This is a genomic window from Symbiobacterium turbinis (assembly GCF_055383075.1).
Window position 1 is genome coordinate 3,031,465 of record NZ_AP042433.1, and the last position, 25,416, is coordinate 3,056,880.

25 protein-coding genes and 1 pseudogene are annotated in these 25,416 nt (G+C 68.3%); 17 read left to right on the top strand and 9 right to left on the bottom strand.

Going from position 1 to position 25,416, the window contains the following annotated elements; translation table 11 throughout:
• The first annotated feature begins 7 nt into the window (after positions 1-7).
• The 4 genes and pseudogenes from atpA to ACZ45O_RS14570 all read left to right on the top strand — a co-directional run bounded on the left by atpA (position 8) and on the right by ACZ45O_RS14570 (position 4,287).
• Positions 8-1,528 (top strand): F0F1 ATP synthase subunit alpha, encoded by a 1,521-nt coding sequence (gene atpA / locus ACZ45O_RS14555; RefSeq protein WP_464853972.1) that lies wholly within the window; start codon positions 8-10, stop codon positions 1,526-1,528.
• A gap of 15 nt (positions 1,529-1,543) precedes the next feature.
• Positions 1,544-2,410, top strand: a complete 867-nt coding sequence (gene atpG / locus ACZ45O_RS14560; RefSeq protein ID WP_464853974.1) for an ATP synthase F1 subunit gamma — start codon at positions 1,544-1,546, stop codon at positions 2,408-2,410.
• A 66-nt stretch (positions 2,411-2,476) separates the two neighbouring features.
• A pseudogene (atpD, locus tag ACZ45O_RS14565) lies at positions 2,477-3,863 on the top strand (F0F1 ATP synthase subunit beta).
• A 1-nt stretch (position 3,864) separates the two neighbouring features.
• Entirely contained in the window at positions 3,865-4,287 is a 423-nt protein-coding gene (locus tag ACZ45O_RS14570) for a F0F1 ATP synthase subunit epsilon (RefSeq protein WP_464853976.1), read from the top strand.
• 136 nt (positions 4,288-4,423) lie between these two features.
• Here ACZ45O_RS14570 and ACZ45O_RS14575 read toward each other — a convergent pair whose 3' ends face one another.
• From ACZ45O_RS14575 to ACZ45O_RS14605, 7 genes are all read right to left on the bottom strand, one after another.
• Positions 4,424-5,209, bottom strand: a complete 786-nt coding sequence (locus tag ACZ45O_RS14575) for a LutC/YkgG family protein (RefSeq protein WP_464853977.1) — start codon at positions 5,207-5,209, stop codon at positions 4,424-4,426.
• Positions 5,210-6,670: a LutB/LldF family L-lactate oxidation iron-sulfur protein gene (locus ACZ45O_RS14580; RefSeq protein WP_464853979.1), complete on the bottom strand. Its 1,461-nt coding sequence runs from the start codon at positions 6,668-6,670 to the stop codon at positions 5,210-5,212.
• Complete coding sequence (locus ACZ45O_RS14585) at positions 6,660-7,397, bottom strand: (Fe-S)-binding protein (protein WP_464853980.1); 738 nt, start codon at positions 7,395-7,397, stop codon at positions 6,660-6,662. Before ACZ45O_RS14585 ends, ACZ45O_RS14580 begins: the two co-directional genes overlap by 11 nt.
• 14 nt (positions 7,398-7,411) lie before the next feature.
• Positions 7,412-9,172, bottom strand: a complete 1,761-nt coding sequence (locus tag ACZ45O_RS14590) for an L-lactate permease (RefSeq protein ID WP_464853981.1) — start codon at positions 9,170-9,172, stop codon at positions 7,412-7,414.
• A 233-nt stretch (positions 9,173-9,405) separates the two neighbouring features.
• Positions 9,406-10,113 (bottom strand): FadR/GntR family transcriptional regulator, encoded by a 708-nt coding sequence (locus ACZ45O_RS14595; protein ID WP_464853982.1) that lies wholly within the window; start codon positions 10,111-10,113, stop codon positions 9,406-9,408.
• Complete coding sequence (locus ACZ45O_RS14600; RefSeq protein WP_464853984.1) at positions 10,100-11,386, bottom strand: VWA domain-containing protein; 1,287 nt, start codon at positions 11,384-11,386, stop codon at positions 10,100-10,102. Before ACZ45O_RS14600 ends, ACZ45O_RS14595 begins: the two co-directional genes overlap by 14 nt.
• On the bottom strand, positions 11,356-12,411 hold the full coding sequence (locus tag ACZ45O_RS14605; RefSeq protein WP_464853986.1) for an AAA family ATPase: 1,056 nt from the start codon (positions 12,409-12,411) through the stop codon (positions 11,356-11,358). Before ACZ45O_RS14605 ends, ACZ45O_RS14600 begins: the two co-directional genes overlap by 31 nt.
• Positions 12,412-12,599: 188 nt before the next feature.
• On the opposite strand from ACZ45O_RS14605, the gene ACZ45O_RS14610 reads away from it, so the two are divergent.
• The 6 genes from ACZ45O_RS14610 (at position 12,600) to ACZ45O_RS14635 (ending at position 17,072) form a co-directional block, all read left to right on the top strand.
• On the top strand, positions 12,600-13,238 hold the full coding sequence (locus ACZ45O_RS14610) for a hypothetical protein (protein WP_464853987.1): 639 nt from the start codon (positions 12,600-12,602) through the stop codon (positions 13,236-13,238).
• Positions 13,239-13,321: 83 nt separating this feature from the next.
• The gene (spoIID, locus tag ACZ45O_RS14615; protein WP_464853988.1) at positions 13,322-14,380 is read left to right on the top strand and encodes a stage II sporulation protein D; all 1,059 of its coding nucleotides are present in this window, start codon (positions 13,322-13,324) and stop codon (positions 14,378-14,380) included.
• A gap of 71 nt (positions 14,381-14,451) precedes the next feature.
• Positions 14,452-15,234, top strand: coding sequence for a peptidoglycan DD-metalloendopeptidase family protein (locus ACZ45O_RS14620; protein ID WP_464853989.1), 783 nt, complete (start codon positions 14,452-14,454; stop codon positions 15,232-15,234).
• 146 nt (positions 15,235-15,380) lie between these two features.
• Positions 15,381-15,629: a sporulation transcriptional regulator SpoIIID gene (spoIIID, locus tag ACZ45O_RS14625; protein ID WP_464853990.1), complete on the top strand. Its 249-nt coding sequence runs from the start codon at positions 15,381-15,383 to the stop codon at positions 15,627-15,629.
• Positions 15,630-15,720: 91 nt separating this feature from the next.
• Positions 15,721-16,743 (top strand): rod shape-determining protein MreB, encoded by a 1,023-nt coding sequence (gene mreB / locus ACZ45O_RS14630; RefSeq protein WP_464853991.1) that lies wholly within the window; start codon positions 15,721-15,723, stop codon positions 16,741-16,743.
• A 104-nt stretch (positions 16,744-16,847) separates the two neighbouring features.
• Complete coding sequence (locus ACZ45O_RS14635) at positions 16,848-17,072, top strand: sulfurtransferase TusA family protein (protein ID WP_464853993.1); 225 nt, start codon at positions 16,848-16,850, stop codon at positions 17,070-17,072.
• Between the two features lie 4 nt (positions 17,073-17,076).
• On the opposite strand, the gene ACZ45O_RS14640 is transcribed toward ACZ45O_RS14635, so the two are convergent.
• Positions 17,077-17,988: a LysR family transcriptional regulator gene (locus ACZ45O_RS14640; protein WP_464853994.1), complete on the bottom strand. Its 912-nt coding sequence runs from the start codon at positions 17,986-17,988 to the stop codon at positions 17,077-17,079.
• Positions 17,989-18,026: 38 nt separating this feature from the next.
• Between ACZ45O_RS14640 and ACZ45O_RS14645 the strand changes: the two genes are divergently transcribed.
• From ACZ45O_RS14645 to rpsD, 7 genes are all read left to right on the top strand, one after another.
• Positions 18,027-18,974 (top strand): YeeE/YedE family protein, encoded by a 948-nt coding sequence (locus tag ACZ45O_RS14645; protein WP_464853996.1) that lies wholly within the window; start codon positions 18,027-18,029, stop codon positions 18,972-18,974.
• Between the two features lie 322 nt (positions 18,975-19,296).
• Positions 19,297-19,830: a rhodanese-like domain-containing protein gene (locus tag ACZ45O_RS14650; RefSeq protein ID WP_464853998.1), complete on the top strand. Its 534-nt coding sequence runs from the start codon at positions 19,297-19,299 to the stop codon at positions 19,828-19,830.
• A 69-nt stretch (positions 19,831-19,899) separates the two neighbouring features.
• On the top strand, positions 19,900-21,045 hold the full coding sequence (locus ACZ45O_RS14655; protein WP_464853999.1) for a molybdopterin-dependent oxidoreductase: 1,146 nt from the start codon (positions 19,900-19,902) through the stop codon (positions 21,043-21,045).
• A 126-nt stretch (positions 21,046-21,171) separates the two neighbouring features.
• Entirely contained in the window at positions 21,172-22,113 is a 942-nt protein-coding gene (locus ACZ45O_RS14660) for a molybdopterin dinucleotide binding domain-containing protein (RefSeq protein WP_464854001.1), read from the top strand.
• On the top strand, positions 22,110-22,823 hold the full coding sequence (locus ACZ45O_RS14665; protein ID WP_464854003.1) for a 4Fe-4S dicluster domain-containing protein: 714 nt from the start codon (positions 22,110-22,112) through the stop codon (positions 22,821-22,823). The genes ACZ45O_RS14660 and ACZ45O_RS14665 overlap by 4 nt, the downstream gene beginning before the upstream one ends.
• A complete protein-coding gene (locus tag ACZ45O_RS14670; RefSeq protein ID WP_464854005.1) occupies positions 22,810-23,505 on the top strand; it encodes a formate dehydrogenase subunit gamma in 696 nt (231 codons plus the stop codon). Before ACZ45O_RS14665 ends, ACZ45O_RS14670 begins: the two co-directional genes overlap by 14 nt.
• 329 nt (positions 23,506-23,834) lie before the next feature.
• On the top strand, positions 23,835-24,440 hold the full coding sequence (gene rpsD / locus ACZ45O_RS14675) for a 30S ribosomal protein S4 (protein ID WP_464854007.1): 606 nt from the start codon (positions 23,835-23,837) through the stop codon (positions 24,438-24,440).
• A gap of 211 nt (positions 24,441-24,651) precedes the next feature.
• On the opposite strand, the gene pflA is transcribed toward rpsD, so the two are convergent.
• Positions 24,652-25,356, bottom strand: a complete 705-nt coding sequence (pflA, locus tag ACZ45O_RS14680) for a pyruvate formate-lyase-activating protein (protein ID WP_464854008.1) — start codon at positions 25,354-25,356, stop codon at positions 24,652-24,654.
• Between the last annotated feature and the right edge of the window lie 60 nt (positions 25,357-25,416).

Sequence of the window (25,416 nt, forward strand, 5' to 3'; positions counted from 1 at the left end):
CACGGGGATGAGCATTCGGCCAGAGGAGATCTCCTCAATTCTGAAGCAGGAGATTGAGCGTTTCTCCACCGAGATTGAAATCTCGAACGTCGGCCGGGTCATCCAGGTTGGCGACGGCATCGCCCGTGTGTACGGCCTGCAGTCCTGCATGGCCTCCGAGCTGTTGGAGTTCCCCAACGGCATCATGGGAATGGCTTTCAACCTGGAAGAGGACAACATCGGCGTCGTGATTCTGGGTCCCGACGCGGACATCAAGGAAGGCATGGAGGTCAAGCGGACCGGGCGCGTTGTGGAGGTGCCGGTGGGCAAGGCCCTGATCGGCCGCGTCGTCAACGCGCTGGGCCAGCCGCTGGACGGCAAGGGGCCCATCGAGACCGACACCTACCTGCCCGTCGAGCGGAAGGCGCCGGGCGTCATCACGCGTAAGTCGGTGCACGAGCCGCTGCAGACCGGCCTGAAGGCCATCGACTCGATGACGCCGATCGGCCGCGGTCAGCGCGAACTGATCATCGGCGACCGCGGCACCGGCAAGACCGCCATCGCGGTGGACACGATCATCAACCAGAAGGGGCAGAACTGCATCTGCATCTACGTCGGCATCGGCCAGAAGGCCTCCACCATCGCCGGCGTGGTGAAGAAGCTGGAAGAGACGGGCGCCATGGAGTACTCCATTGTCGTCGCGGCGACGGCCTCCGATCCTGCTCCCCTTCAGTTCCTCGCCCCGTACGCAGGCTGCGCGATGGGCGAGTACTTCCGCGACAACGGCATGCACGCCCTCATCGTCTACGATGATCTCTCCAAGCACGCCGTCGCCTACCGCGAGATGTCGCTGCTGATGCGGCGTCCGCCCGGCCGTGAGGCCTATCCCGGCGACGTGTTCTACCTGCACTCCCGCCTGCTGGAGCGGGCTGCCAAGATGAGCGACGAGTACGGCGCGGGGTCGCTCACCGCCCTGCCGATCATCGAGACCCAGGCGGGCGACGTGTCCGCGTACATTCCGACCAACGTCATCTCCATCACCGACGGGCAGATCTTCCTGGACACCGACATGTTCTACGCCGGTATTCGTCCGGCCATCAACGTCGGTATCTCCGTCTCCCGTGTGGGCGGCGCGGCGCAGATCGACTCGATGAAGCGCGTCTCCGGTACGCTGAAGCTCGACCTGGCGCAGTACCGCGAGCTGGCCGCCTTCGCCCAGTTCGGCTCTGACCTGGACAAGGCGACGCAGGCCCGCATCATCCGCGGCCAGCGCACCACGGAGATCCTGAAGCAGCCGCAGTACCAGCCGCTGCCGGTGGAACTGCAGGTGCTCTCCATCTTCGCGGCCTCCAACGGCTACCTGGACGACCTGGAGCTGAGCGAGGTGGCGGCGTTCGAGCAGGAGCTGCACACCTACTTCAAGGCCAATCACGCCGATCTGCTGAAGCGGCTCCCGGTGGAGAAGTGGAAGGATCTCGAGGCGGAGGTCCGGGCCGCGGTCGAAGCCTTCAAGAAGGGTTACGGTCAGCGCGCTGCCGCCAACCAGTAAGGGTGGTGAGAGACGTTGGCTGAGAACAAGAAGGCAGTACAGCGGCGGATTCGGGCCGTAAAGTCGACGCAGCAGATCACCAAGGCGATGAAGATGGTGGCCGCCGCCAAGCTGCGCCGGGCCCAGGAGGGGGCGCAGAACGCCCGCCCGTACGCCCGGGAGCTCTCGAAGACCTTGGGCCGCCTGGTCAAGGCGGGGGCCGGCGCCGACCACCCCCTGCTGCACCGGCGCACGGAGGGCACGCCGACGGTGGCCTACGTGGTCATCACCGCCGACCGGGGCCTGGCCGGCTCGTTCAACATCAACGTGATCCGGAAGGCGCACCATGCGCTGGAGGCGGAGAGCCGGCCGGCGAAGGTGATCACCATCGGTCGCAAGGGCCGCGACTACTTCGTCAAGCGCCGGATCCAGCCCGTCCTGGAGTTCGTGCCGCTGGGCGACAACATCACCTTCGCCATGTCGCGGTCCATTCTGTCGAAGATTGTCGACCTGTACATGTCGGGTGAGGTCGATGAGGTGCGGCTGGTCTTCACCGAGTTCGTCAACGCCGTGACGCAGCGGCCGGTGGAGGTGCAGCTGCTTCCGATCCAGCCGGAGGAGTCTGAGGACGACCACGGGCTGGTGGAGTACATCTACGAACCTTCCGCCGAGCAGGTGCTGAATACGCTGGTGCCCCGGTATGCCGAGACGATCTTCTACCAGGCTCTGCTGGAGTCCAAGGCGTCTGAGCACGGCGCCCGCATGACGGCGATGGGCAACGCCACGGACAACGCGGAAGAGATGATCGCCCAGCTCACGCTGGCGTACAACCGGGCCCGCCAGGCCGCGATCACCAACGAGATTTCCGAGATTGTGGGCGGCGCCAACGCCCTTCAGGGCTAAGCCTGCTTCCTGAATAGAGGAGGGAGACCCGCAGTGAGCAACCCGACTGGCAAGATTCTGGCCATTATGGGCGCCGTCGTCGACGTGGAGTTCCCGGATGGCCATCTGCCTAAGCTGAACCACGCCCTCGTGATCCGGAACGGCGGGGAGCGGGGCGACATCAACCTGACCCTGGAGGTGGCGCAGCACCTGGGCAACAACCAGGTCCGCTGCATCGCCATGGACTCCACCGACGGCCTGCGGCGGGGCGAGACCGTTGTCGACACCCTGGGGCCGATCACGGTGCCCGTGGGCGAGCCGGTCCTGGGCCGCATGTTCAACGTGCTGGGCGAGGTCATCGACGGCAAGGAGCCGGTTGTGAGCCCGGTCTCGCTGCCGATTCACCGTGAGCCCCCCGGCGTGGCCGACGTGGACCCGGCTACCGAGATGCTGCCCACCGGCATCAAGGTCATCGACCTGCTGTGCCCCTACGCCCGCGGCGGTAAGATCGGCCTGTTCGGCGGCGCCGGCGTGGGCAAGACGGTTCTGATTCAGGAGCTGCATCCACAACATCGCCTACAAGTTCGGCGGCTACTCGATCTTCGCCGGCGTGGGCGAGCGCACCCGTGAGGGTAACGACCTCTACCACGAGATGATCGAGGCCGGCGTCATCGACAAGGTGACGATGGTCTTCGGCCAGATGAACGAGCCGCCCGGCGCCCGTATGCGCGTCGCGCTGACCGGCCTGACGATGGCCGAGTACTTCCGCGACGAGATGGGCCTGGACGTGCTGCTCTTCATCGACAACATCTTCCGCTTCACGCAGGCCGGTTCCGAGGTCTCGGCGCTGCTGGGCCGCATGCCCTCCGCCGTGGGCTACCAGCCGACGCTGGCGACCGAGATGGGCTACCTGCAGGAGCGCATCACGACCACGAAGAAGGGCTCGATCACCTCGGTGCAGGCCATCTACGTGCCGGCCGACGACCTGACCGACCCGGCGCCGGCCACGACCTTCGCCCACCTGGACGCGACCACGGTTCTCTCCCGCGCTGTGTTCGAGAAGGCGATCTTCCCGGCCGTGGACCCGCTCGACTCCAGCTCCCGCATCCTCGACCCGAACATCGTGGGCCGGGAGCACTACGAGGTGGCGCGCGGCGTGCAGCAGGTGCTGCAGCGGTACAAGGAGCTGCAGGACATCATCGCCATTCTGGGCATGGATGAGCTCTCCGACGAAGACAAGCTCCTCGTCGCCCGGGCGCGTAAGATCGAGCGCTTCCTCTCGCAGCCGATGTTCGTGGCCGAGAAGTTCACCAACCTCCCCGGCCAGTTCGTCGACATCAAGGACACCGTCAAGGGCTTCAAGGAGATCCTGGAGGGCAAGCACGACGACCTGCCCGAGCAGGCGTTCTACATGGTCGGCACCATCGAGCAGGCGGTGGAGAAGGGCAAGAAGCTGCTGGCCGAGGTGAGCTAGCATGGCCGACATGTCGATCACCATCATCACGCCTGAGCGCACGGTGCTGAAGGACGCCCCCACGGACGCCGTCGTCATCCCAGTGGTGGACGGCTCGATGGGTATCCTGAAGAACCATGCGCCCATGGTCGCCAACCTGCGGATCGGCGTGCTCCGCTACAAGCAGGACGGCGTCTACAAGCGTGCGGCCGTGACCGGCGGCTTTGCGGAGGTCTCGGACAACCGGATCACCGTCCTGGCCGACGCCGCCGAGCTGGCGGAGTCCATCGATGTGATGCGGGCCATGGAGGCGCGCAGGCGGGCAGAGGCCCGGCTGCGGCAGCGGGCCGAGAACATCGATTACGCCCGTGCGGAGGCGGCCCTGCGCCGTGCGGTGGCCCGCCTGCGGGCCGCCGGCGCCCTGGATGAGGAGAAGAAGGACTAAACGCATAGGCACAAGCCCCAGCCTGGGCACAGGCTGGGGCTTGATTTCTTGAGGATGGAAGCTTCACGGTGGTGTCTGAACTCAGGCGGGCGTCAGGCTCGGGGGCCGCCTTGTGCGGCGTCTGGGTCCGGTTCCGCTACAGCAGGATGACGTGCAGCGCGCCGGGGCCGTGGACGCCGATGGTCAGGTCGTTCTCGATGTCAGAGCTGCGGCTGGGCCCCGACTTGAAGATCACCTGCGACGGCATGGGGGCCCGGGCCAGGCGCCGGAAGAGCTGGGCGCTGTCGAAGACGATCTGCTCCTTCCGCAGCAGGGCGATCAGCACCGGAGGCAGCAGGCTCACTGTGCGGCCCCGGCCGCCGGCGCTGCCGTTACCGCGGGCATCGCCGCTGCCCCGGCCGTTCCCTTCCGCGCCGCCCAGGGGCGAGCTGCCGAGCACGATGGTGCCCGTCTCAGCGATCGCCGCGTCGCAGCCGACGATTCCGGCGTGGGCCTGTTCGACGCGGGCCACGAAGGCCCGGCCGTCGTCGCCCTGGCGGAACGCGACCGGCTGCCAGCCGGCCTGCTCCAGGGCCCGGTCGATGTCAAATTCATCGAGCAGAGGATCGGCCCAGCGGACCACCGTCCGCCCGGCGGTCCTGGCACCCTCCTGGTCGCCTGTCCGGGACTTGCCCGGGTCAGCCGCCGGCGCTTCATTCAGGATCCTCACGATGGTCGGGGCCACTTCGGAGGCGTCGTTCACCCGGTGCACGACGCCGTTGATCTTCTCCAGCTCCATCTGGAACCGGTCCGCGAGCGCGTCTTTCCCCCTGGGGCCGATGTCCGGCAGCGGCTCTGACGGCCGGAACGGCGGCGGAGCGCTTTCGGGGCTGCGGCCGAGCTTTTCGGCCACCCTGGCCAGGAAGTCCTGCTCAGTGGTCATCTACTTCGCACCTTCCTCTCGTTGAAGCTCGGCCCAGCGCTGGTGGAAGGGCTTGCGGGCCGGGGCGGGCATGGTGCGGCTGTTGGTCCAGCCTGCGGCGATGGAGGGCAGGTTGTCGAGGTATTCGCTGCCGTCTTCCCGCCTGCGGGTGAAGGGCTTCACGCCCAGGTGCGCAGACCGGGCGACGAACTTGTAAACCCCCGGGCGGGTCCAGGCGAAGTGGACCGCCTTGAGTGCCGTGCGCATGAGCGGGTGCTCGCGGCCCTGTGCCACCGCCTCCCCGCGCAGGCGGATGATGTGCTTGTGCAGCTGAATGCCCAGCGGACAGTTCTCGGCGCAGGCGCCGCACAGGCTGCAGGCCTGCAGCAGTTCATCCCACTGGTCGAAGCCCTGCAGGAGCGGCGTCAGCACGGTGCCGATGGGCCCGGGGTAGATGGACCCGTAGGCGTGGCCCCCGAGCTGCCGGTAGACCGGGCAGGAGTTCAGGCAGGCGCCGCAGCGGATGCAGGAGAGCACCTCCTGGTACTGGGTCGCCAGGATGTTGGAGCGGCCGTTGTCCAGGAAGATGACGTGCAGCTCCTCCGGCCCGTCGGGCTCGCCGGGGCGGCGGGGGCCGGTGATCATGTTGAAGTAGGTGGTGATCTTCTGACCTGTGGCGCTGCGGGGCAGGAGGTTCAGCATGACGGCCAGGTCCTCCAGGCGGGGCACCAGCTTCTCCATGCCCACCACGCTGATCTGGCAGGGGGGCACGGAGGAGGTGAGCCGGCCATTGCCCTCGTTGGTGACCAGGCAGAGGGTGCCCGTCTCGGCGACGACGAAGTTGGCGCCCGTCACACCCACGTCTGCGGTCATGAACTTCTGGCGCAGGGTCGCGCGGGCGAACCCTGCGAGCGTCTTGGTGTCGGTGGCCAGCTCCCGCCCGGCCACGACGCCGAAGAGGTCGGCGATCTGCCGGCGGGTCTTGTGGATGGCCGGGATGACGATGTGCGCCGGGGTCTCCCTGGCGAGCTGGATGATGTACTCGCCCAGGTCGGACTCCACGATCTCCATCCCCTCGGCCTCGAGGGCCTGGTTCAGGTGGATCTCCTCGGTGACCATGGACTTGGACTTGATGAGCTTCTTCGCGCCGCGTTTCTTGCAGATCTCCAGCACGATCTGGTTGGCCTCGCGGGCATCCTTCGCCCAGTGGACCACGCCGCCGTTCTTCCGGATCTGCTCCGCAGCCTGCTTCAGGTAGGCGTCGAGGTGGGCGAGGGTGTGCCGCTTGATCTCCTGCGCCCGGGCCCGTAGCTCTTCGAAGTTGCCGAGGGCCTCGCCCTTCTCGGCCAGGACGTCGAGGTCGGCCATGACGGCCTTCCGCTTCAGGTACAGGTTCTCGGCGGTGTAGCGGACCGCCCCGCGCAGGTGGTCGTCCGCCAGGGCCTTCTCGACCCGCTCGAGGAAAGGTGTCTTAGCCGACATTCTGCTGAACCCCCTCCCACAAGAGTTCGGCGATGTGCAGGGTGCGGATGGGCAGGCCCCGCTTCTCGATGCGGCCGCCCTGGTGCATGAGGCAGCCCAGGTCAGAGCTGACGATCAGGTTCGCGCCGGTGGCCGCGATGGCGTCCACCTTGTCGTCGGCCATGGCGGTGGAGATCTCGGGCTGCTTGATGGAGAAGGCGCCGCCGAAGCCGCAGCAGAGGTCGGGGCGGGGCAGCTCCAGGATCTCGAGGTCGCGCACGCAGCGCAGCATCTCCAGGGGCTCCTCCTGAACCTTCAGCTCACGCTGCATGTGGCAGTTGTTGTGGAAGACTGCCTTGCCCGGGAAGCGGGCGCCGACGTCCTTCACGCCGAGCACGCGCACCATGAACTCGGTGAACTCGTAAGTGCGCCGGCCGATCGCGATGGCCTCCTGCCGCTCGCGGGATCCCTCGGGGAACATTTCGGGGTAGAAGTAGCGCACGTGGCCGGCGCAGGAGCCGGAGGGCTGGATGATGTACTCGCTCTTCGCGAAGGCCTTCATGTAGAGCCGGGCGAAATCGCGGGCGTCGTCCAGGTGGCCGGTGTTCCAGGAAGGCTGGCCGCAGCAGGTCTGGCCCTCCGGGAAGTCGACCTCGACCCCGTGGCGCCGGAGCAGCCGGTAGACCGCCTCGCCGACCTGGGGGGCGAAGTGGTCGGCCAGGCAGGTGATGAAGAGAGAGACTTTCATGGGGGCACCTCCCATCAGTTGATGAGACCGGGAACGAGGTAGGCCATGCCCATCACGATCAGACCGCTGATGACGGCCATCGCCAGGCTGTAGCCGGCCACGGCCCGCAGGATGGAGCCGACGGCGCCGGCAGCCTCCTGCCGATCCTCATACGTGGCGGCGGTGGCGACCACGATGGACTGGGCGCTGAGCAGCTTGCCGGTGCAGCCGCCCACGCTGTTGGCGGATACGATGAGGTACTCGTCGAGCCCGAGCTGGCGGGCTGTGATCTGCTGCAGGCTGCCGAACATGGCGTTGGCCGAGGTGTCGGAGCCCGTGATGAAGACGCCGATCCAGCCCAGCAGCGGGGCGAAGAAGGGGTAGAGCCAGCCGGTGCGGGTGAACGCCAGGCCCAGGATGCCGTCCGTGCCCGTGTAGCGGGTGAGGTAGCTGAAGCCCAGCACCATGGCCACGGTGGCCAGGGGGCCCTTCATCCGCTCGGCGGTGCGCACGACGGTCTCCTTCCACTGCGCCCCCGTCATGCGCAGGCAGAGGCCGGCCACCAGCGCGGCCAGGAAGATGGAGGTGCCCGGCGACGAGAGCCAGTTGAGGGTGTACACGGCGGATTCGGCGGTCGCCTCGGCGACCACGGGCGGCATGCGGTAGACGAGGCCGTCGAGGAAGGGCACCGACCACCGCAGCACGGTGGGGATGCCTGCCAGCGGCCGCTCCAGGGCCGCCTTCACGCCGGGCTGGCCCCAGAGGAACACGAAGAGCGTCAGCAGCACCCAGGGCAGCCAGGCCCGGGCCACTTCCCCCGGCGTCCGGCCCGGCACGGCCGTGGCGCCGGTCGCGGCCACCGCACCGCCGGCCATCGGGGCAAGGCGGCGGGAAGCCTTGGGCGCCGTCGGGGTCTCGGCGTCGTCATAGGGGCTGGCCGGCTTCCAGACGGCGCAGAGCGCGAGCAGCGCCACGAGGGTGACCAGACCGCCCAGGATGCCCACCAGACCCGGACCCAGGTAGGCCGCCGTGAGGTACTGGCTGAAGGCGAAGGTGACGCCGGAGACCAGCAGGGCGGGCCAGACCTCCAGCGCCTTGCGGAAGGGCTTGCCGTCCATCTTCACCATCACGGCGATCACCAGCAGCGGCGTGACCAGGCCGAAGGGCAGGAGCTGCAGGGCAGACAGGGCGCCGAGCCGGCTGGGGTCGAGGTCGGTCACCGCGCCCAGGGTGATGATCGGCGTGCCGATGGCGCCGAAGGCGACGGGCACCGAGTTGGCCAGCAGGTTGAGCACCGCGGCCTGCAGGGGCTTGAAGCCCAGGCCGACCATCATGGCGCCGGCGATGGCCACGGGGATGCCGAACCCGGCGGCCCCCTCCAGGAAGGAGCCCAGAGCAAAGGCGATGATCAGCACCTGGATGCGCCGGTCGGCCGAGATGGCGACGATGCTCTCCTTCACGACGTCGAACTGGCCGGTGACGACGGTGAGTGTGTACAGGAACATGGCGGCAAGCAGGACCCAGCCGATGGGGAAGAGGCCGGAGAGCGCGCCGTAAACGAAGGACGCGCCCGCCGCCGTCACGGGCATGCCCAGGGCCAGAACGGCAACCGCCAGCGAGACCAGCGAGGCGATGAGGGCGGCCTTGGGCGCCGCGATGCCCCGGTGCCGGCGTCCCTCCCGGTCGCGCCAGGGGTGCACCGCCAGGAGGTAGAGGAGCAGGAGCAGGGGAAGTGCAGCGACCAATGTGGACAGAAGCGGGCTTCCGAAAGGATCGTAGGTCTGCCAGAACGACATGAAAGATCCTCCCATGCGACGAGTGTGTGACCAGCCCGGTACCGGCAGGTTGGTCGGATGGACTGATGGTCAGACCAATCTTTCGTAGGAGGTGGCCCCCTCCCCTGCTCCGCAATCGTACAATGGTCGCTCAAATAAGCCGAGAGGACTACGCGGACACGTTATCGTTCTCACAAATAGACCTTTCCGCTTCGGGCATCCTCTGCCCGCCCGATCCGCCTCAGCGCGGCGGACTAGCCGTAGAGCTCGTCCTGCACGCGCAGGATGTGCGCCCGCATGCGGTCGCGCGCCGCCCCGGGATCCTGGTTGCGGATGGCCTCCAGCACTTCAAGGTGGTCCTGCAGGAGCGTGTGGCCCATGCCGGGAATGCGCAGCAGCCGCTCGCGGTAGAGTCCCAGGGCTTCCTTCATCGTGTCGCTGAGCGAGCGCATGGTTTTCAGCAGCAGCGCGTTGCCGGTCGCGCCGGCCACGGCGTCGTGGAAGCGCCAATCGGCCTCGGCGCCCAGCCGGCCCGCCTTCAGGTCGGCCTCCATCGCCTTCAGGGCGTCGTCCATCGCCGCCAGGTCGTCGGCCTCCCGGCGCATGGCGGCCAGGGCGGCGCCCTCCGCCTCCAGGGCAGCGCGCAGTTCCAGCAGCTCCCGGCCCATGGCCTCGCTCTGTTCAATGGTGAGCACCAGGGCCAGCGGCGAGATGAAGCGCTCGTCCGGCGGCTGGGTCACGAAGGTGCCCTCGCCGACGCGGGCCTCGACCATGCCGAGCATGCGCAGGGCCGAGAGCGCCTCCCGCACGGCCGACCGGCTGACGCCGAACTCCTCGGCGAGCTGCCGCTCCGGCGGCAGGCGGTCGCCGGGGCGCAGGGTGCCGTCCTGCACCATGCGGGTGATCTGGTCCACGATCTGCTGGTAGATGCGCTGGCTGGTGATGCGCTCAAAACGTCCCATCGCAGTTCCTCCGTTCGTTCTCGCCGCTGCTGATGAGGAGGTTCTCCACCATATCGATGAGGTCCTGCACGGTGCGAATCAGGTAGAGTCTGTCGGCATAGCGGGCCAGTGTGCCGTACCAGTGCGGCGAGCCCATCAGCCAGACGGGCACCTCATGGTGACCGTAGTAGAAGGTGCCGAGCCTGCGCTGCCGCTGCCGGCCGCTGCCGTGGAGCGCCCCGGAGAAATCGGCCGAGGGGGTGAGGAAGATGACCTGCCGGGCCCGGCGGCGCAGCTCCGCCATGTTCACCCTGATCTTCTCCTGCTCCTCTGGGGTGAGCGTCACCTTGCCGTCTGTGGCGATGAACACGTAGGTCTGGTCGTCGACCCGGGCGTGCTGGGCGATCTCGGCCAGGGCGGAGCCGAAGCGGGTGCCGGCGTTCCACGAGCGGGCGCCCTTCATGAGCCGCTCTGCCTTGGCCTCGAAGCTTCCCGGCCCGTTGAGGTAGGGGGTCGCGTAGGTGGCCGCCTCGCTGAAGACGTAGCTCTCCACGACGAACCGGAAGTTCAGGTTGTGGAAGAAGAAGAGCAGAACGCTGACGTAGTGGGCCATGGAGCGCGAGACGTCGCCGATGACCAGGATGCGGGCCGGTGTCTGGGGCTTGGGGATCGGCACGACCTTGACGGGCCACTTGAACTCGAGCACGGCGCCGCCGAACCGGGGGAGGTTGTGCCGCAGGGTGCGGCCGACGTCCAGCCGGCCCCTGCGGGGCCACTCGCGGAAGGTTTCATCGTGCGCGAGCCACTTGCGGGCGAGCCGCTCCAGCAGCTCCTCCAGCTCGCGGATCTGCCGGGGCGAGAGCTTCCGGATGGGCGAGTTCAGGAGGTCGATGTAGGCGTAGCGGCGGTTGGCCGCCTCGGCCCCCTTCAGGGCTTCCTCCAGGCCGGACGGCGCGAGCCCCCGCCACAGCGAGGCGCTGGCGGCCACCGGCCCGGGCGGATCCTGCCCGGCCGGGCAGGCCCAGAGCAGCGACGTGGCCCGCTCGCCAGCCGCCACCTCGCTGAGGGCGGCCGCCCCCTCCTCGCGGTGGTCGGCCGCCTCGACGAGCGCGACGTACAGGTTGTTGGGGTCGCGGCTGAACAGGAAGAGGCGCGCCACCTGGCCCGCCGCACGCAGCTTACGCCGCCACGGGCGGAACAGGCGGAGCGCCTGGAGCAGCAGCCAGCGGATGAATCGGCCGATGCGGCGGGCGGCCGCATGGATCAGGCAGATCGGCCAAAGCCGTCGTACCACTGCCGGAGCGCCTCCTTGACGATGGCCTCGTCCTCCGGGTACTTGGCGAGGAAGCCGATGGTCACCTCCACGGTTTCGGGGGTGATGCGTCCGTCGCCCACGTCGACGAGGGCCCGGGCCCACTCGATCGCCTCGGCGATGGCGGGCTTCTTCTCCATGTTGAGCTGCCGGAGCTGGACAACGATGCGTGCGACGCGGGCCGCGAAATCGGCAGGCGCCTCTACCGACCGCTGGATGATGCGCGCGAGCGTGGCCTCCGTGGGGAACTGGAGGTCCAGCCACACGGTGCGGCGCATGAACGCGGTATCGAGCCGCTTGTACTCATTGGAGGTCAGGAAGATGAAGAGGGGCGCCCGGGCCTTCAGCACCCGGGACTGGCCGGGCTGGTCCAGGTTGTGGACGACCAGCTCCTGCCGGTCCAGGTACCGCAGGAAGAAGTTGGTCGTATGCTCGTTGAGCTTGTCGACCTCGTCCACCCGCACCACGGTGGGCTGCTCCGCGAGCACGCTCTCGAGCAGCGGGGTGCGGTTCAGATACTCCAGGGTGTACAGGTTGGGCGGCTCCCCGCCTTCCTGCCGCTGGTAGGCCTGGGCGTCGACGATCTGTTTGAAGCCGTTCCAGGAGATGCCGATCTCCTCGGCCTCCAGGTGGCTATGGCACTCCATGTCCACCAGGGGATAGCCAAAGGCGCGGGCAAAGGACTCGGCCAGCTGCGACTTGCCGATGCCCGGCTCGCCTCTCAACCCCACGGGCTTCCCCTGCCGCAGGTACGACCACAGCTTCCTGGTGGTCAGAGAATCCAGGAAGTAGCCCTGTTCCTGCAGTCTTTGCTGCAACTCGGTTGGCGTGTACGGAAACAGACGGCTCGCCTCCTCTCCCACTCGCGCCTTTGCCACGGCCAGGGCTTCCTGGTTGGCCGCCTCCCGCTGCCACAGCCGCCACCACACCGGGCCCCAGCGCGTCACCGCCACCGCGGCGGCCACTCCGGCCACCGCCGCGGAGCCCACAGTCACGTACGCGAGCACCGGCGACCACCATCCTTGTAAGGAATGTGACAGGCTTGCGGCAGAGACAACGAAGGGGCACACTGTGCCCACCGCGTGAAGAGTTTCATCCATAATTCGGGGGAATTGCCCGGATTCCTGCCAAGCATGCCAAGTAAGTTTATTCTGCTGCCGGCCGGGGCAAGACTCGCGTAGGAGGTGTTATCGCCATGCGCCGATCTGTAGCTCTGGCGGCGCTCGCGCTGCCCCTGAGCATGCTCCTGGCGGTGCAGCGGCCAGGAGGGGAGTCTGCCGCGCCGGCGGTAGCCGAGATGCAGACCCTGGGCCTGGCCTGGGAGGCTGCAGGGGACCGTCTGGAGCAGGCGGTGCTCTTCCTGCAGGAGCCGGTGGAGGACCGGACGGCGGCGGAGCGGCTTGCGGCCCGCCTGGGCTGGGGCGGTCCCGCCCCTGCGGGCGAGGCACGGTCGCTGCGCCTGGTGGAGGGGGTCGGCGGTCCGTATGTGGAGGTGACCTGGCGGCTGAGCGGCCAGGCCGCCCTGGGGTGGGCCGAGCGGTACCGGGAGTTGCGGCGGGCCCTCGCGGCCGAGGGGCTGTGGCCGCAGGTGCAGGTGGAGCTGGCCGGCAGCGGGAAGGATGCGGACCCGCTGGCGCTGGCGGAGGCGGCCCTGGACGCCGTGGGGGCACGGCAGCGCGAGCCCTGGAGCGACGGCCGGTCGGCCTCCGTGGCCGGGTACACGCCCCTCTTGCCGCCCGGACCCTACGCCGTGAATGTGCAGGCGGCCGCGCGCAGGAGCGGGGGCGGCAGCCGGCTCTGGGTCGCCTGGCCGACGGTGCGCAGTGATTACTGATGGCCTTATGTAATACTGCGGACGGGTCCCCCATACAGATAGGGGTGAGACAACCCCCCATGCAGGGGCTCGGAGGACAAGTCATGCTGCGTCTGCTCCTCGCCGCCGTGCTGGTGACGGCGGTCCTGACTCTGGCGCTCCCGGCGGGAATCGGCGCGGGCGTGCGCCTGCCCGAGCAACCGGATCCGCTGACCGTCCCGGTGCTCGCCCAGTTTGTGCCGGAGCCGGAGGGCCCTGTGCACGAACCCGCCGGCGCCGACTCGCTGGATGTAAAGGTGTACTTTCCGGACCGGGACGCCGTCGTCGCGATGCCGCTGGGCGAGTACCTGAAGGGGGTCGTGGCCGCCGAGATGCCCGCCGACTTCGAGATGGAGGCCCTGAAGGCGCAGTTCGTCGTCGCCCGGACCTACACGGTGCGCCGCATGCCCCAGTTCGGCGGGAAGGGGGGGTGCCCCCTGAATCCGGAGGCCGACGTGTGCGCCGATTACCGGACCAGTCAGGCGTACATGAGCCGGGAGGAGCTGGAAGCGAAGTACGGCCCGCTGGTCGCGGCCAGCTTCTGGCGAAGGCTCAGCGAGGCGCAGGCCGAGACCGAGGGCGAGGTGCTCACCTACGAGGGCGAGCTGATCGACGCCCTGTATCACGCCGTATCGGGCAGGATGACCGAGAGCGCCGGCGATTACTTTGCCACCGACCTGCCCTACCTGGTTCCGGTGGACGACACCTGGGGCGCCGCCGCCCCCCGTCTGTTGGAGGAGCGGCGCTTCAGCCCGGAGGCGTTCGCCCTGGCGCTGGGACTGGGCAGCGAGGGGCCGGCGCTGGCGGTGGAGGCCGCCGCCCGGGCCGGCCTGCCGCCGGTGCAGGTGACCGGCCGCACGGCCGGGGGCAGGGTGAAGGCGGTGACGATCGGCGACACGACCCTGAGCGGCAGGCAGGTGCGGGAGCGGCTGGGCCTGCGCTCGACGGACTTCCGGATCTTCTGGGAGGACGGCCAGGTGGTGGTGGAGACCTTCGGCGACGGCCACGGCGTGGGCATGAGCCAGTACGGCGCCCAGGGCATGGCCCGGGCAGGGAAGACCTATGAAGAGATTCTCACTCATTACTATACGGGCGTAGAGCTCAGTCGATTATTCGAAATATAGGCGGGCAAACTGGTATTACTTGGTCTGAAGCGGCGGGGAAGTGGGCAGGCTAAGTCACGAGGTGATCTGTGATGAAACCTGTGCGTGGCCTGCCCGCCCTGTGGCGGAGCGGTCTTCAGCCCGAGCGCCGGATGGCCCTGGCGGCCAGCGCAGCGCTGTTTCTCCTGATCGGCGGCATGGCCCTGTATCAGACCCGCCTGGCGCCGGAGCCTCGTGCCGATTCCTCTGACCGCCCTGCGGCCCAGGACGTGCCAGACGCCGTGGATGCCACTGACGCAGCCGCCGGACTCCTGGCCGGAGACGCTCCCGCCGCCTCTGTGGCCCGTGACGCAACCGGCGCCCCAGGCGCCGCCAACATTCCCGACGTGGCAGGCGCCGCCGATGCCGCAGCCCCTGGCCCTTCACCGGGATCAGCGCCCTCCGATGGGGAGCCGCCGCTGACCGCCGAAGCGGAACCGGCGTTCTCCTGGCCGCTGTCGGGGCGGCCCCGGGTGGTGATGCCCTTCGGCGCCGTGGACGCCAGCCTGGGCGACTACCGGCTGTACGACGGCCTGGTGCTGGAGGCGACGCCGGGGCAGCCGGTGGTGGCCGCAGCGGGCGGCACCGTGGCGGCCGTGGAGGAGCATCCGGTGGACGGGATCACGGTGCTGCTGGACCACGGCGGCGGCCGGCAGAGCCGCTACGCCGGCCTGGCCGAGGCGGCGGTGACCGAGGGCGAGGCGGTGGAGGCCGGGGCGCGCATCGGGCGGATCGGACTGCCCGCCCCCCTGCGCAGCGAGCTGGGTCCGCACCTGCTCTTCGCGCTGCTCGTCGACGACGAGCCCGTAGACCCCCTCGCTTACCTGGACGAATAACGCTGCATCCGCACACGCCCCCGCCGGGTGCCGCGGGCGGGGGCTGGGCGCGCGCATTTCCAGCGCTCCCCAGCCCCCGGTTCGTCATGTTTGCCCCTTCGCCCCAATAGACTCTACCAACCATCCAGGGCGAAGGGGGCCCAGCGGTGAAAGATCACATCTGGAAGCGTGTGCTGGAGATAGGCCATCACATCTGCCGGACGAAGGACACCGTGCGGGAAACCGCCTCTGTGTTCGGCGTCTCCAAGAGCACCGTCCACAAGGACGTGACGGAACGCCTGCCCCGCATCAACCCCGAGCTGGCCGCAAAGGTCAAGCGTGTCCTGGATCAGAACAAGGCCGAGCGCCACATCCGCGGGGGCGCGGCGACCCGCCAAAAGTATCTGGAACGGTAGCCGCGCGGCAGAGGAGTTTGCTCCCTGGCGTCGAAAGCTGGAAACGGGAAAAGATAAACTTTCCAGCCTTTGAACAGGGGGCAAGCGAGGCGTGTTTGGTTGGGCAACAGATGTGGGCGTCGATCTCGGCACGGCGACGGTGCTGGTGTACGTCAAGGGGAAGGGGGTCGTCCTGCGGGAGCCCTCAGTGGTGGCGATGCACCGCGACACGAAGCAGGTACTGGCTATTGGTGAGGAAGCCCGCCGCATGCTGGGTCGAACGCCGGGCAACATCGTTGCGATTCGCCCCCTGCGCGAAGGGGTCATCGCGGACTACGACGTCACCGAGGCGATGCTGAAAGCCTTTCTGAGGCGGGTGTCGGGGCCCCGCCTTTTGGCGCGCCCGCGCATGGTGATCTGCATCCCCGCCAACGTGACCACCGTGGAGAAGCGGGCGGTGGTGGAGGCGGCCATGGAGGCCGGCGCCAAGACGGCGACCGTGGTGGAGGAGCCGCTGGCGGCGGCGCTGGGGGCCGGGCTGGACATCACGCAGCCTGCCGGCCACATGGTCATCGACATCGGCGGCGGCACCACCGACGTGGCCGTGCTCTCGCTGGGCGGCATCGTGCGGACGGAGTCGATCCGCATCGGTGGCGACAAGTTCGACGAGGCCATCGCCCGGTACATGAAGATGAAGTACAACCTCCTGATCGGCGAGCGGACGGCCGAGGAGATCAAGATGACCGTCGGCAGCGCCGGCTGCAACAGCCGGAACGAGTCGATGGACGTGCGGGGCCGCGACCTGATGTCCGGCCTGCCCAAGACCGTGACGGTGACCTCGGCGGAGGTGCGCGAGGCGGTCAGCGAGCTGGTGGTCTCCCTGTGCGACACCATCAAGGCGGTGCTGGAGGCCACGCCCCCCGAGCTTTCGGCCGACATCGTGGAGCGGGGCATCGTGATGACCGGCGGCGGGTCGCTGCTGCACGGCCTCGATCAGGTGATCGCCGCAGAGACAGGCGTGCCGGCCCACCTCGCCGAGGACCCGGTCTCGTGCGTGGCCAGGGGGACGGGCCGGGTGCTGGAGGAGTTCGATGTGGAGGACAACCACCTGGTGGTCCTGCGAAAGATCATGTAGGGTCGAAAAGTTCAGGGGTCGCGGCACGCTGCCGCGACCCCTGTAACGTTATCGCAAGGATTATTTGCATATGGCACCGAACAGTTCCGGCGGAGGTAGGCGGTATGGCGACTTACACGCTGAACGTATACGGGGAAATGTGCCCGGCCCCCCTGCTGAAGGCGGAGGCGAAGCTGCGCAGTATGAAGCCGGGCGACCGGCTGATCATGGAGTCTGACCACTCCTGCACGGTCAGGCTGCTCCGGGAGCACCTGCGCAAGCTGCCCTGCCGCTTCCGGGTGGAGGAGGTGGCCGACGGCATCTGGCAGTTCCAGATCGAGCGGCTGTGAGGGCTCAGCAGAAGCCCCGCTCGGCGGGCGAGCGCAGGGTGCGCAGCAGGGCCCGCTCGATGGCGCTCCTCATGCCGCCCTTGGGAACGAGCAGGGTCCAGCGGCTGGTGAAGGCGATGTCCTCCAGCTGCGCCATGCGCAGGTGGCCCATGCGGGCCTCGGCCCGCACGCACCAGCGGCTGAGCAGGGCGACGCCGTGGCCCGAGGCCACGGAGGTCTTGATCGCGTCCACGCTGGTGAGTTCCATGGCGATGTTGAGTTCGCTCACGCTGCGGCCGGCGGCCTTCCAGCCCTCCTCGACGGCCATCCGGGTGCCCGAGCCCTGCTCGCGGATGATGACCGGCAGCCGGGTGAGGTCGTCGGCGGTGTAGGTCTCCTGCCCGGCGAACGGCCCGCCCGGCGGGGTGATGAGCACCAGCTCCTCCTCGCTGATCGCGCTCACCTGCCAGTCCTGGGTCGGGGGCGCGACCGCAGGGCCCTCCACCAGGGCGAGGTCCACCAGGCCGTCCTCCAGCCGCTGGATGACGTCGGCGCGCTTGCCGATCTGCAGCTGGATGCGGGCGTCGGGGTACTTCTGCTGGAAGAGGTAGACCGTGCAGGGCAGGGCGTAGCCCCCGATCGCCGACGTGGCACCGATGACGATCTGCTTCGGCTCGGCCGCGCGCAGGGCCGCCATCTCCGCCTCCAGAGACCGCTCCAGTTGCAGGATGCGCTGCGCATAGCGCGACAGGGTTTCGCCGGCCGGGGTCAGCTCGACCCCGCGGTTGGTCCGGCGGAAGAGCTGCAGGCCGTAGTGCTCTTCCAGCGCCCGGAGCCGCTGGCTGATCGCCGGCTGGGAGAGGTGGAGCTCTGCCGCCGCCCGCGACATCGAGCCGTGCTTGGCCACTGTGCAGAAGATGTCAAGTCCATTGCTCATCAACGATCCCCTCCTACGGGCCTCTGGGAGGTAGCGGAATGACGACGACGCATATCCTCGGCGGGCTGTTGGCCGCCGGGGCGCTTTCCGGCTTTGTGTTTCAGCGCTCGCGCCTCTGCTTCGTGAGCGCCCTGCGCGACCTGTTTCTCTTCCGGGCCCTGCGCATGACCCGGGCCATGCTGCTGCTCTTCCTGCTGACGGTGACCGGCGGCGCCATCCTCCAGGCGCAGCGGGGGGTGGCGGTGGAGGCCGTCGCCGGGCCGACGCCGCTGGGCGCCCTGGCCGGCGGGGCGATCTTCGCCGTGGGGATGGTGCTGGCGGGAAGCTGCATCGCCGGGGCCTTCTGGCGGCTGGGCGAGGGGCAGCTGTCGCAGCTCTCGATCCTGCTGGGCGTGCTGGCCGGCACCTGGCTGCACGTGAAGCTGCCGTTCCTGACGGCGCAGGCGGCGCAGCAGACCTTCAACGCCTGGGTCGCCGTCGGCCTGCTGCTTCTGGGCCTGGTGGCGGTGGTGGCGTGGGAGCGGCGGCTGCCCCACGCCGGCGAGGAGCTGCCCGCCGCGCCCCGCCTGGGCCGGCTGCGGTCGCCCTGGGCGCCGGAGGTGGGCGCCGTGGTCATGGCGGTGCTGCTGGTGGCCTTCATGGCGCTCACCGGCACGGGCTGGGGCGTGAGCCGGGTGTTCCTGCTGACCGACCTCTCGGCGGCTTCCTACGCGGGCGGGCTGCTGATCGGCGGCTTTTTCGGGGCCCGGTTCGGCCGCGAGTTCCGGGTGCGGGGCCCCGGCGGGCGGGCGCCCACGCTGATCCGGCTGGCCGGCGGCGTGCTCATGGGCTACGGCGCCCGGGTGGGCTGGGGCTGCACCATCGGCGCGGTGATGACCGGCATGGTCAACCTCTCGCTGCACCCCTGGTACTGGGTGCTCGGCGCGCTGTTCGGCGCCTGGATCGGGGCCGCGCTGCTGCGGCGATTTATGTATCGCTATTTGTAATTGTACGGAGGTCACACTGCCGGGGGTATCCTCCGGCTTCATCATTTCCGGGCCGCTTTTCCCCTCCCTTTGGGAGGGGGGCGGCTCGTCCTTTTCACCCAGGTATAAGGTTTTGCTTATGGCGATTAAACCTTCAAATGGCCGTGGCTCTAGGCGTTGCGGGCTTTCCGTGCTATGTTGTGAGTGAAAGCACAAGGTGGCTCCGCTCGGGGGGAGCGGGGGAACCGGGGTGAGCGAAAGCGGCAGAGCGGTGGCTGGAGACGTGCTTTTCGACATCGTCAGCTGCGCATGAGTCCTGAGTGAGCGAAGGAGGTCATCCCACATGACGAACCTGAAGCGTCGCATGGCCCTTTCCCTGGCCCTGATCGTCTCCCTGGCGGCCCTGACCGCCTGCGGCGGCAGCACCCAGGCGCCGGCCGCATCGGCCCAGGCTCCCGTGGCCCAGACCCAGGAGTGCCCGCCCTGTCCGGAAGCCGAGCCCGTAGATGAAGCGGCGATCCTGATGGAGGCGGCCCAGGACTACTTCAACAACATGGCCAGCCACCGGAACATGATCGACGCGGCCGAAGTGAAGGAGAAGCTGGATGCCGGCGACGACTCCATCTTCCTCCTGGACATCCGCGCTGACGCCGACTTCGCTGCCGGCCACGTGGAGGGCTCCGTCAACATCCCGTTCGCGGCCCTGGGCATGAACTTCGACAAGCTGCCCACCGACAAGATGATCATCGTCAACTGCTACTCCGGCCAGCAGTCCGGTCAGGCGGCCGCGGTGCTTCGGATGGCGGGCTACAACGCCCTGTCGCTGAAGGGCGGCTTCCCGAACTACGAGAAGGCCGAACTGCCGATCGTACAGTAACGACCAGAGCTGGGGGGGCTCTGCCGAAAGGCGGGCCCTCCCTTTGTCTACAGCATGGGAGGTGAGGGTATGGCGGAGGTGAGCCGCAGGGACTTCCTGAAGCTTGGCGGCGTGGCGGCCGGCGCGCTGGCGGTGGACCTGGGTCTGCCCCGGCGCAGGGCGCACGCGGCCCGGGCGGACGTCCGGCGGGTGCCGACTCTGTGCGAGATGTGCACGAGCCGCTGCGGCGTGTTTGCCGTGGTGGAGAACGGGCGGGTGACCCGCATTGAGGGGAACCCGGCGCATCCGACCAACCTGGGGCGGCCCTGTGCGCGCGGCAACGCGGGGGCGTCGGCCCTGTACGACCCCGACCGGCTGAAGGAGCCCCTGAAGCGGGGGGAGGACGGCAAGCTTCACCCCATCACGTGGGAGCAGGCCTTTGAGGAGATCGGCGCCAAGCTGAACGAGATTCGCAAGAAGCACGGGCCGGAGGCGCTGGTCTTCGCCGAGTACAACAACCTGAACTCGGCGCTCACCAAGCGCTGGACCGAGGCGTTCGGGTCGCCCAACCACGTGGGCCACGCGGCCAACTGTTTCGCGAACCGCAACGTGGGCTACTCGGCGGTGTTCGGCGCCCTGCCGACGGTGGACTACGCGAACGTGAAGTTCTACCTGAGCCCCGGCCGGAATCTCCTGGGCGGCATCAAGGTCTCGGAGGTGGCCGCTCTGGCGAGGGCCAAGGCCAACGGCGCCCGTATCGTGGTGCTGGATCCCCGGCATTCGGAGCTGGCGGGCTGGGGCGAGTGGATCCCCATCAAGTCGGCCGGCGACCTGGCCTTCCTGCTCGCCGTGGCCAACGTGCTCATCACTGAAGAGATTTACAACAAGGAATGGGTGGAGGCCCACTGCAACGGCTTTGAGAAGCTGCGGGAAGGCATCCTGGAGTACACTCCGGAGTGGCAGGAGCAGCACACCGACATCCCGGCCGAGAAGGTGCGCCAGCTGGCGCGGGAGATGGCGGCGGCTGCGCCGGCGGCGGTGGTGGATCCGGGCTGGCACGGCGGCAACGGCATGTACTGGAACGGCTACGAGGCCGCCCGGGCCGGGGCCATCGTGAACGCGCTGCTGGGCAACCTGGGCGCGAAGGGCGGGCTCAAGCTCTCGCCGAAGGTCGCGACGGGCACGATCGACGACGTGCCGGAGGGCGCGGTGGTGGACGCCGCGGGTGGCGGCTGAGCGGCCACGGGTTCCTCTGCAGGTGCAGAGGTTTGGACGCCGTACCCGGCGCCGACGGCGCCCCGGTTTGACGGCAAGGGAACCAAGTATCCGCTGAGCCTGGGCTCGATTCAGGCGATCCCGCTGGTGGTCGAGTCCGGGAAGCCCTATCCGCTGAAGGCCGGCATCTTCTTCCGGGTCAACCCGGTGAAGTCGTCGGGCGACCAGCGCCGCTGGATCGAGGCCCTGAAGCAGATGGAGCTGGTGGTCGCCATCGACACGCAGATGTCGGAGACGGCCATGTTCGCGCACTACGTGCTGCCCGAGCACCACTACCTGGAGCGGATGGACGCCATCTCGATCGTGGGCGACACGGTGTCGATCCGGCAGCCGGTGGTGGAGCCGATGTACAACACCCGGTCCTGCCTGGAGATCCTGCAGGGGCTGGCGAAGGTGGTGGGCATCGACCAGTACTTCAACTTCACGATGGAGCAGTGGAACAACGCCCTGTTGGAGCCCACCGGCTGGACGGTGAAGCACCTGAAGGAGAAGGGCGTCATCAAGGTCTCGGCGACGCCGCCGGACTACAGCAAGCTGCCGACCGCCTCCGGCAAGGCGGAGCTGGTCCACAAGGGCTTCGCCCTCTCGGGCGGCCACGAGGTGGTGACCTGGGTGCCGCCCAAGACGCAGCCTGAGGGCGACCGGCTGCGGCTGCTGCACGGCCACATGGCGGTGCACACCAACGGCTACACGCAGAACGTGCCGGCGCTGTACGCCCGCATGCCGGAGAACGACCTGTGGATTCACCCGACCGCCGCCGCGGCCCGGGGCATTCACGACGGCGACCTGGTGGAGGTGGCCAACGAGTACGGGGTGCAGCGCATCCGGGCCCGGGTGACGGAGGGGATCCGCCCGGACTGCGTCTGGATGTGCCACGGCTTCGGCACGATGGCCCCGGAGCAGCGGCTCGCCTACGGCAAGGGCGCGGCCGACGGGTGGTTCTACCCGATCATGGTGACGCCGGTCTCCGGTGCCCTGGGGCAGGGCGACGCCACGGTGACGGTGCGGAAGGTGGGTGAGAAGGCATGACGCGCTACGCCTACTTCGTGGACCTCTCCCTCTGCGCCGGCTGCGAGGCCTGCACGGTGGCCTGCCAGGCCCTGAACGGGCTGGACTGGAGCATCCGCTACACCAAGGTGGACCGGATGCTGGTGGGCACGTACCCGAACGTGATGTCCAGCTTCGTCACCACGCAGTGCCTGCACTGCGACGATCCGCCCTGCGCGGCGGTCTGCCCCACCGGCGCCACGTACAAGACGGCGGACGGGCCGGTGAAGATCGAATACGAGAACTGCATCGGCTGCGAGTACTGCATCACGGCCTGCCCGTACGAGGCCCGCACCTACGACGCGGCGGCCGGCGTGGTGCGGAAGTGCTCGTTCTGCTACGACCGGTTGCAGGAAGGCGAGCGCCCTGCCTGCGAGCAGACCTGCCTGACCGGCGCCCGGCTGATGGGCGACCTGGATGATCCGGACGACCCGATCCACGAGAAGATCTCGGCACCGGATGTGATCCACATCGAGGGCACCAGCTTCTACTACCGGCTGCCGGAGCACATCGACCGGGCGGCGCTGCCGGCCGACTTCAAGCCCTCGGCCGCCACCTTCGCCTGGCAGTCGATCATCCAGCCGGTGGGCCAGATCATGATGGGCTCGACGCTCGCGGCGGTGCTGCTCAGCCTGGCGGTCAACGCCTTCAAGAGCCGGGGGAAGGAGGGGGCACAGGATGGCAACAGCTAGGATAGGTGCACGGGTTCCGGCCCGGGAGGAGGCGGCGGTTCAGCAGGACAAGGTGTACCGGTTCAGCTTGGCTTCCCGCCTGGCGCACTGGAACCACGCCCTGACGTTTCTCTTGCTGCTCTTCACGGGCATGGGCCTGGTGGCCCGGGGGATTTCGGGCCTTGTGGGCCCGGAGGGGCTGCGCTTCTTCGGACAGCTGCACCGCTGGGCGGCGGTTCCCTTCACGGTGCTGACCATCCCGATTCTGTTCTTCGGCGCCCGCAAGGCGGCGCTGCGGTGGATCAACGAGGTGTTCCGGTTCGACCGGGACGACCTGCGGTTCTTCCCGGCGTTCGTGCGGGAGTTCTTCGGCATGAAGGCGGAGTCGCCGCCGCAGGGGAAGTTTAACGCGGGTGAGAAGATCAACTCGATCCTGCAGATCATCGGCTGGCCGACCATGGTGATCACGGGCTGGATGATGGTCTACAAGACGTCGTTCCCGCCGGCGGTCATGCAGTGGGTGATCATGGTTCACTCGGGCATGGCGATGCTGCTGGGGTGCGCGGTTCTCGGGCACATCTACCTGGCCACGCTGATGCCGGGCTTCCGTGAGGGGCTGTCGGGCATGATCTCGGGCTGGGTGCCGGCGAAGTGGGCGAAGGATCATTATCGGAAGTGGTATAAGGAGATCACCGGGGAGTAGGTTTGGTGGCGTAGATCAGCCCGGGCGGGGTTCCGCCCGGGCTGATCTGTGCTGGGCGCGCTTTGCGTTGTGCCGCAGGCGTTTCGGGGATTTTTGCGCCTTGTGCCGCCTGGAGTTGAGGAAAGTGCACATTGTTACCAGAGACCCACTGGCGGGGTGCGAGAACAGAGTGTGGCGCCAGAATGTCGGTGGAGTACACTCCAGGGTTGACAACCCCTCGGCCGGCGAGCATAATTGAGAGCGATAATCATTATCATCAACCCCGAAAGATGCAATTGACCACGTGTAGACCAAGCGACTACAAGTGAAAGGAGGGTGGATAGAAGCGAATGGCGCGTTACATCGGTCCCAAGCACAGGCTCTGCCGCAGAGTTGGTCGGCCGCTGTGTGGGTCTGCGAAGTGCCCTGCACTGAAGCGCCCATACCGGCCCGGGCAGCATGGCGCAGGCCGTGCACGGAAGCAGAGTGAGTACGGCACGCAGCTCCTGGAGAAGCAGAAGCTGCGGTTCACATATGGCGTGATGGAGCGGCAGTTCCGGCGCTACTTCGAGCGGGCCCGCCGCAGTCAGGGTGTGACCGGCGAGGTGCTGCTCCAGCTGCTGGAGCAGCGGCTGGACACGGTGGTCTACCGGCTGGGCTTCGCCCGCACGATGGCGGCGGCCAGGCAGCTGGTGAGCCACGGGCACGTGACCCTGAACGGCCGGCGAGTCGACATCGCCTCCTGCCAGGTGAAGCCCGGGGACACCGTCGGCCTCACCGAGAAGGGGAGTAGACTGGCGGTGGTCCAGGAGAGCCTTCTCGTCCGGAATCCGGCTCCCGCGTACCTCTCCTTCGATGAGGCCACAATGACCGGCCGGCTGGAGCGGCTCCCGCTCCGGGAGGAGATTCCTGTCGACGTGGACGAGAGCCTGGTCGTGGAGCTGTACGCCCGTTAGATGAGTGCCTCGTCGTGGAGCTGCATGCTCGATCGACGAGAGCCTGGTCGGGGGGCTGTCCACCCGATAGCCGAGAGCCTGATCGAAGAACTCCACGCCTGATAGGCGATGGCCCCGCCGTGGATCTGTCTGCGAAATGTTCCTCGCAACACAATAACGTAACGGCCTGGACCGCAACACCTGCGGTCCAGGCCGTTTCACATCTATACACTCAACCCACGCGAATCCCCCGGTCCGTGAGCTGCTGCCGAATCCGCGCCATGGTTTCCTCAGAAGGCGGCTCGACGTCCTCCAGCGCATACGGCATGCCCAGGGCCTCCCACTTGTGCTTGCCCAGCAGGTGGTAGGGGAGCAGTTCCACCTTCTCAACCGTGGGCAGCGTCTGGACCAGATCGGCCAGGGCCTCCACGTCTGCCGGGTCTTCGGTCCAGCCGGGGACCACCACGTGGCGGATCCACATGGGGATGCCCATGGCGGCGGCCAGGCGGGCCGTCGTGCGGGGGCGGCGCCCGTCGACGCCGGTCAGCGCCTTGTGGCGCAGCAGGTTCGGGTGCTTGATGTCCAGCAGCACCAGATCGGTCTGCTCCAGCACCCGCCGGGCCCGCTCGGGGGGCGCGAAGCCGCTGGTGTCCAGGGCGGTGTGGATGCCCAGGCGGCGGCATTCGGCGAACAGGTCGGCCACGAAGTCGGGCTGCAGCAGAGGCTCGCCGCCGCTGACGGTGACGCCGCCGCCGGAGAACTTCATGTACGGGACGTACGACTGAATCTCCTCGATCAGGCTGCCCACCGTGACCTCCGTGCCCTGCCGGGGGTCCCAGGTGTCGGGGTTGTGGCAGTAGCGGCAGCGGAGCGGGCACCCCTGAACGAAGACCACGTACCGGAGTCCGGGGCCGTCGACGGCCCCGCAGCTTTCCACGGAGTGAATGCGACCGGTTCGGTGCGCGCGGTCCGGTGTCGGCTGGAGGTGGACCCGCCC

Bases quoted from the DNA above. Each gene is read 5' to 3' on its own strand.
- atpA (WP_464853972.1), top strand. From the start codon at position 8: ATGAGCATTCGGCCAGAGGAGATCTCCTCAATTCTGAAGCAGGAGATT.
- ACZ45O_RS14570 (WP_464853976.1), top strand. From the start codon at position 3,865: ATGGCCGACATGTCGATCACCATCATCACGCCTGAGCGCACGGTGCTG.
- ACZ45O_RS14575 (WP_464853977.1), bottom strand. From the start codon at position 5,209: ATGACCACTGAGCAGGACTTCCTGGCCAGGGTGGCCGAAAAGCTCGGC.
- ACZ45O_RS14580 (WP_464853979.1), bottom strand. From the start codon at position 6,670: ATGTCGGCTAAGACACCTTTCCTCGAGCGGGTCGAGAAGGCCCTGGCG.
- ACZ45O_RS14585 (WP_464853980.1), bottom strand. From the start codon at position 7,397: ATGAAAGTCTCTCTCTTCATCACCTGCCTGGCCGACCACTTCGCCCCC.
- ACZ45O_RS14590 (WP_464853981.1), bottom strand. From the start codon at position 9,172: ATGTCGTTCTGGCAGACCTACGATCCTTTCGGAAGCCCGCTTCTGTCC.
- ACZ45O_RS14595 (WP_464853982.1), bottom strand. From the start codon at position 10,113: ATGGGACGTTTTGAGCGCATCACCAGCCAGCGCATCTACCAGCAGATC.
- ACZ45O_RS14610 (WP_464853987.1), top strand. From the start codon at position 12,600: ATGCGCCGATCTGTAGCTCTGGCGGCGCTCGCGCTGCCCCTGAGCATG.
- spoIID (WP_464853988.1), top strand. From the start codon at position 13,322: ATGCTGCGTCTGCTCCTCGCCGCCGTGCTGGTGACGGCGGTCCTGACT.
- ACZ45O_RS14620 (WP_464853989.1), top strand. From the start codon at position 14,452: ATGAAACCTGTGCGTGGCCTGCCCGCCCTGTGGCGGAGCGGTCTTCAG.
- ACZ45O_RS14635 (WP_464853993.1), top strand. From the start codon at position 16,848: ATGGCGACTTACACGCTGAACGTATACGGGGAAATGTGCCCGGCCCCC.
- ACZ45O_RS14640 (WP_464853994.1), bottom strand. From the start codon at position 17,988: ATGAGCAATGGACTTGACATCTTCTGCACAGTGGCCAAGCACGGCTCG.
- ACZ45O_RS14645 (WP_464853996.1), top strand. From the start codon at position 18,027: ATGACGACGACGCATATCCTCGGCGGGCTGTTGGCCGCCGGGGCGCTT.
- ACZ45O_RS14650 (WP_464853998.1), top strand. From the start codon at position 19,297: ATGACGAACCTGAAGCGTCGCATGGCCCTTTCCCTGGCCCTGATCGTC.
- ACZ45O_RS14655 (WP_464853999.1), top strand. From the start codon at position 19,900: ATGGCGGAGGTGAGCCGCAGGGACTTCCTGAAGCTTGGCGGCGTGGCG.
- ACZ45O_RS14665 (WP_464854003.1), top strand. From the start codon at position 22,110: ATGACGCGCTACGCCTACTTCGTGGACCTCTCCCTCTGCGCCGGCTGC.
- ACZ45O_RS14670 (WP_464854005.1), top strand. From the start codon at position 22,810: ATGGCAACAGCTAGGATAGGTGCACGGGTTCCGGCCCGGGAGGAGGCG.
- rpsD (WP_464854007.1), top strand. From the start codon at position 23,835: ATGGCGCGTTACATCGGTCCCAAGCACAGGCTCTGCCGCAGAGTTGGT.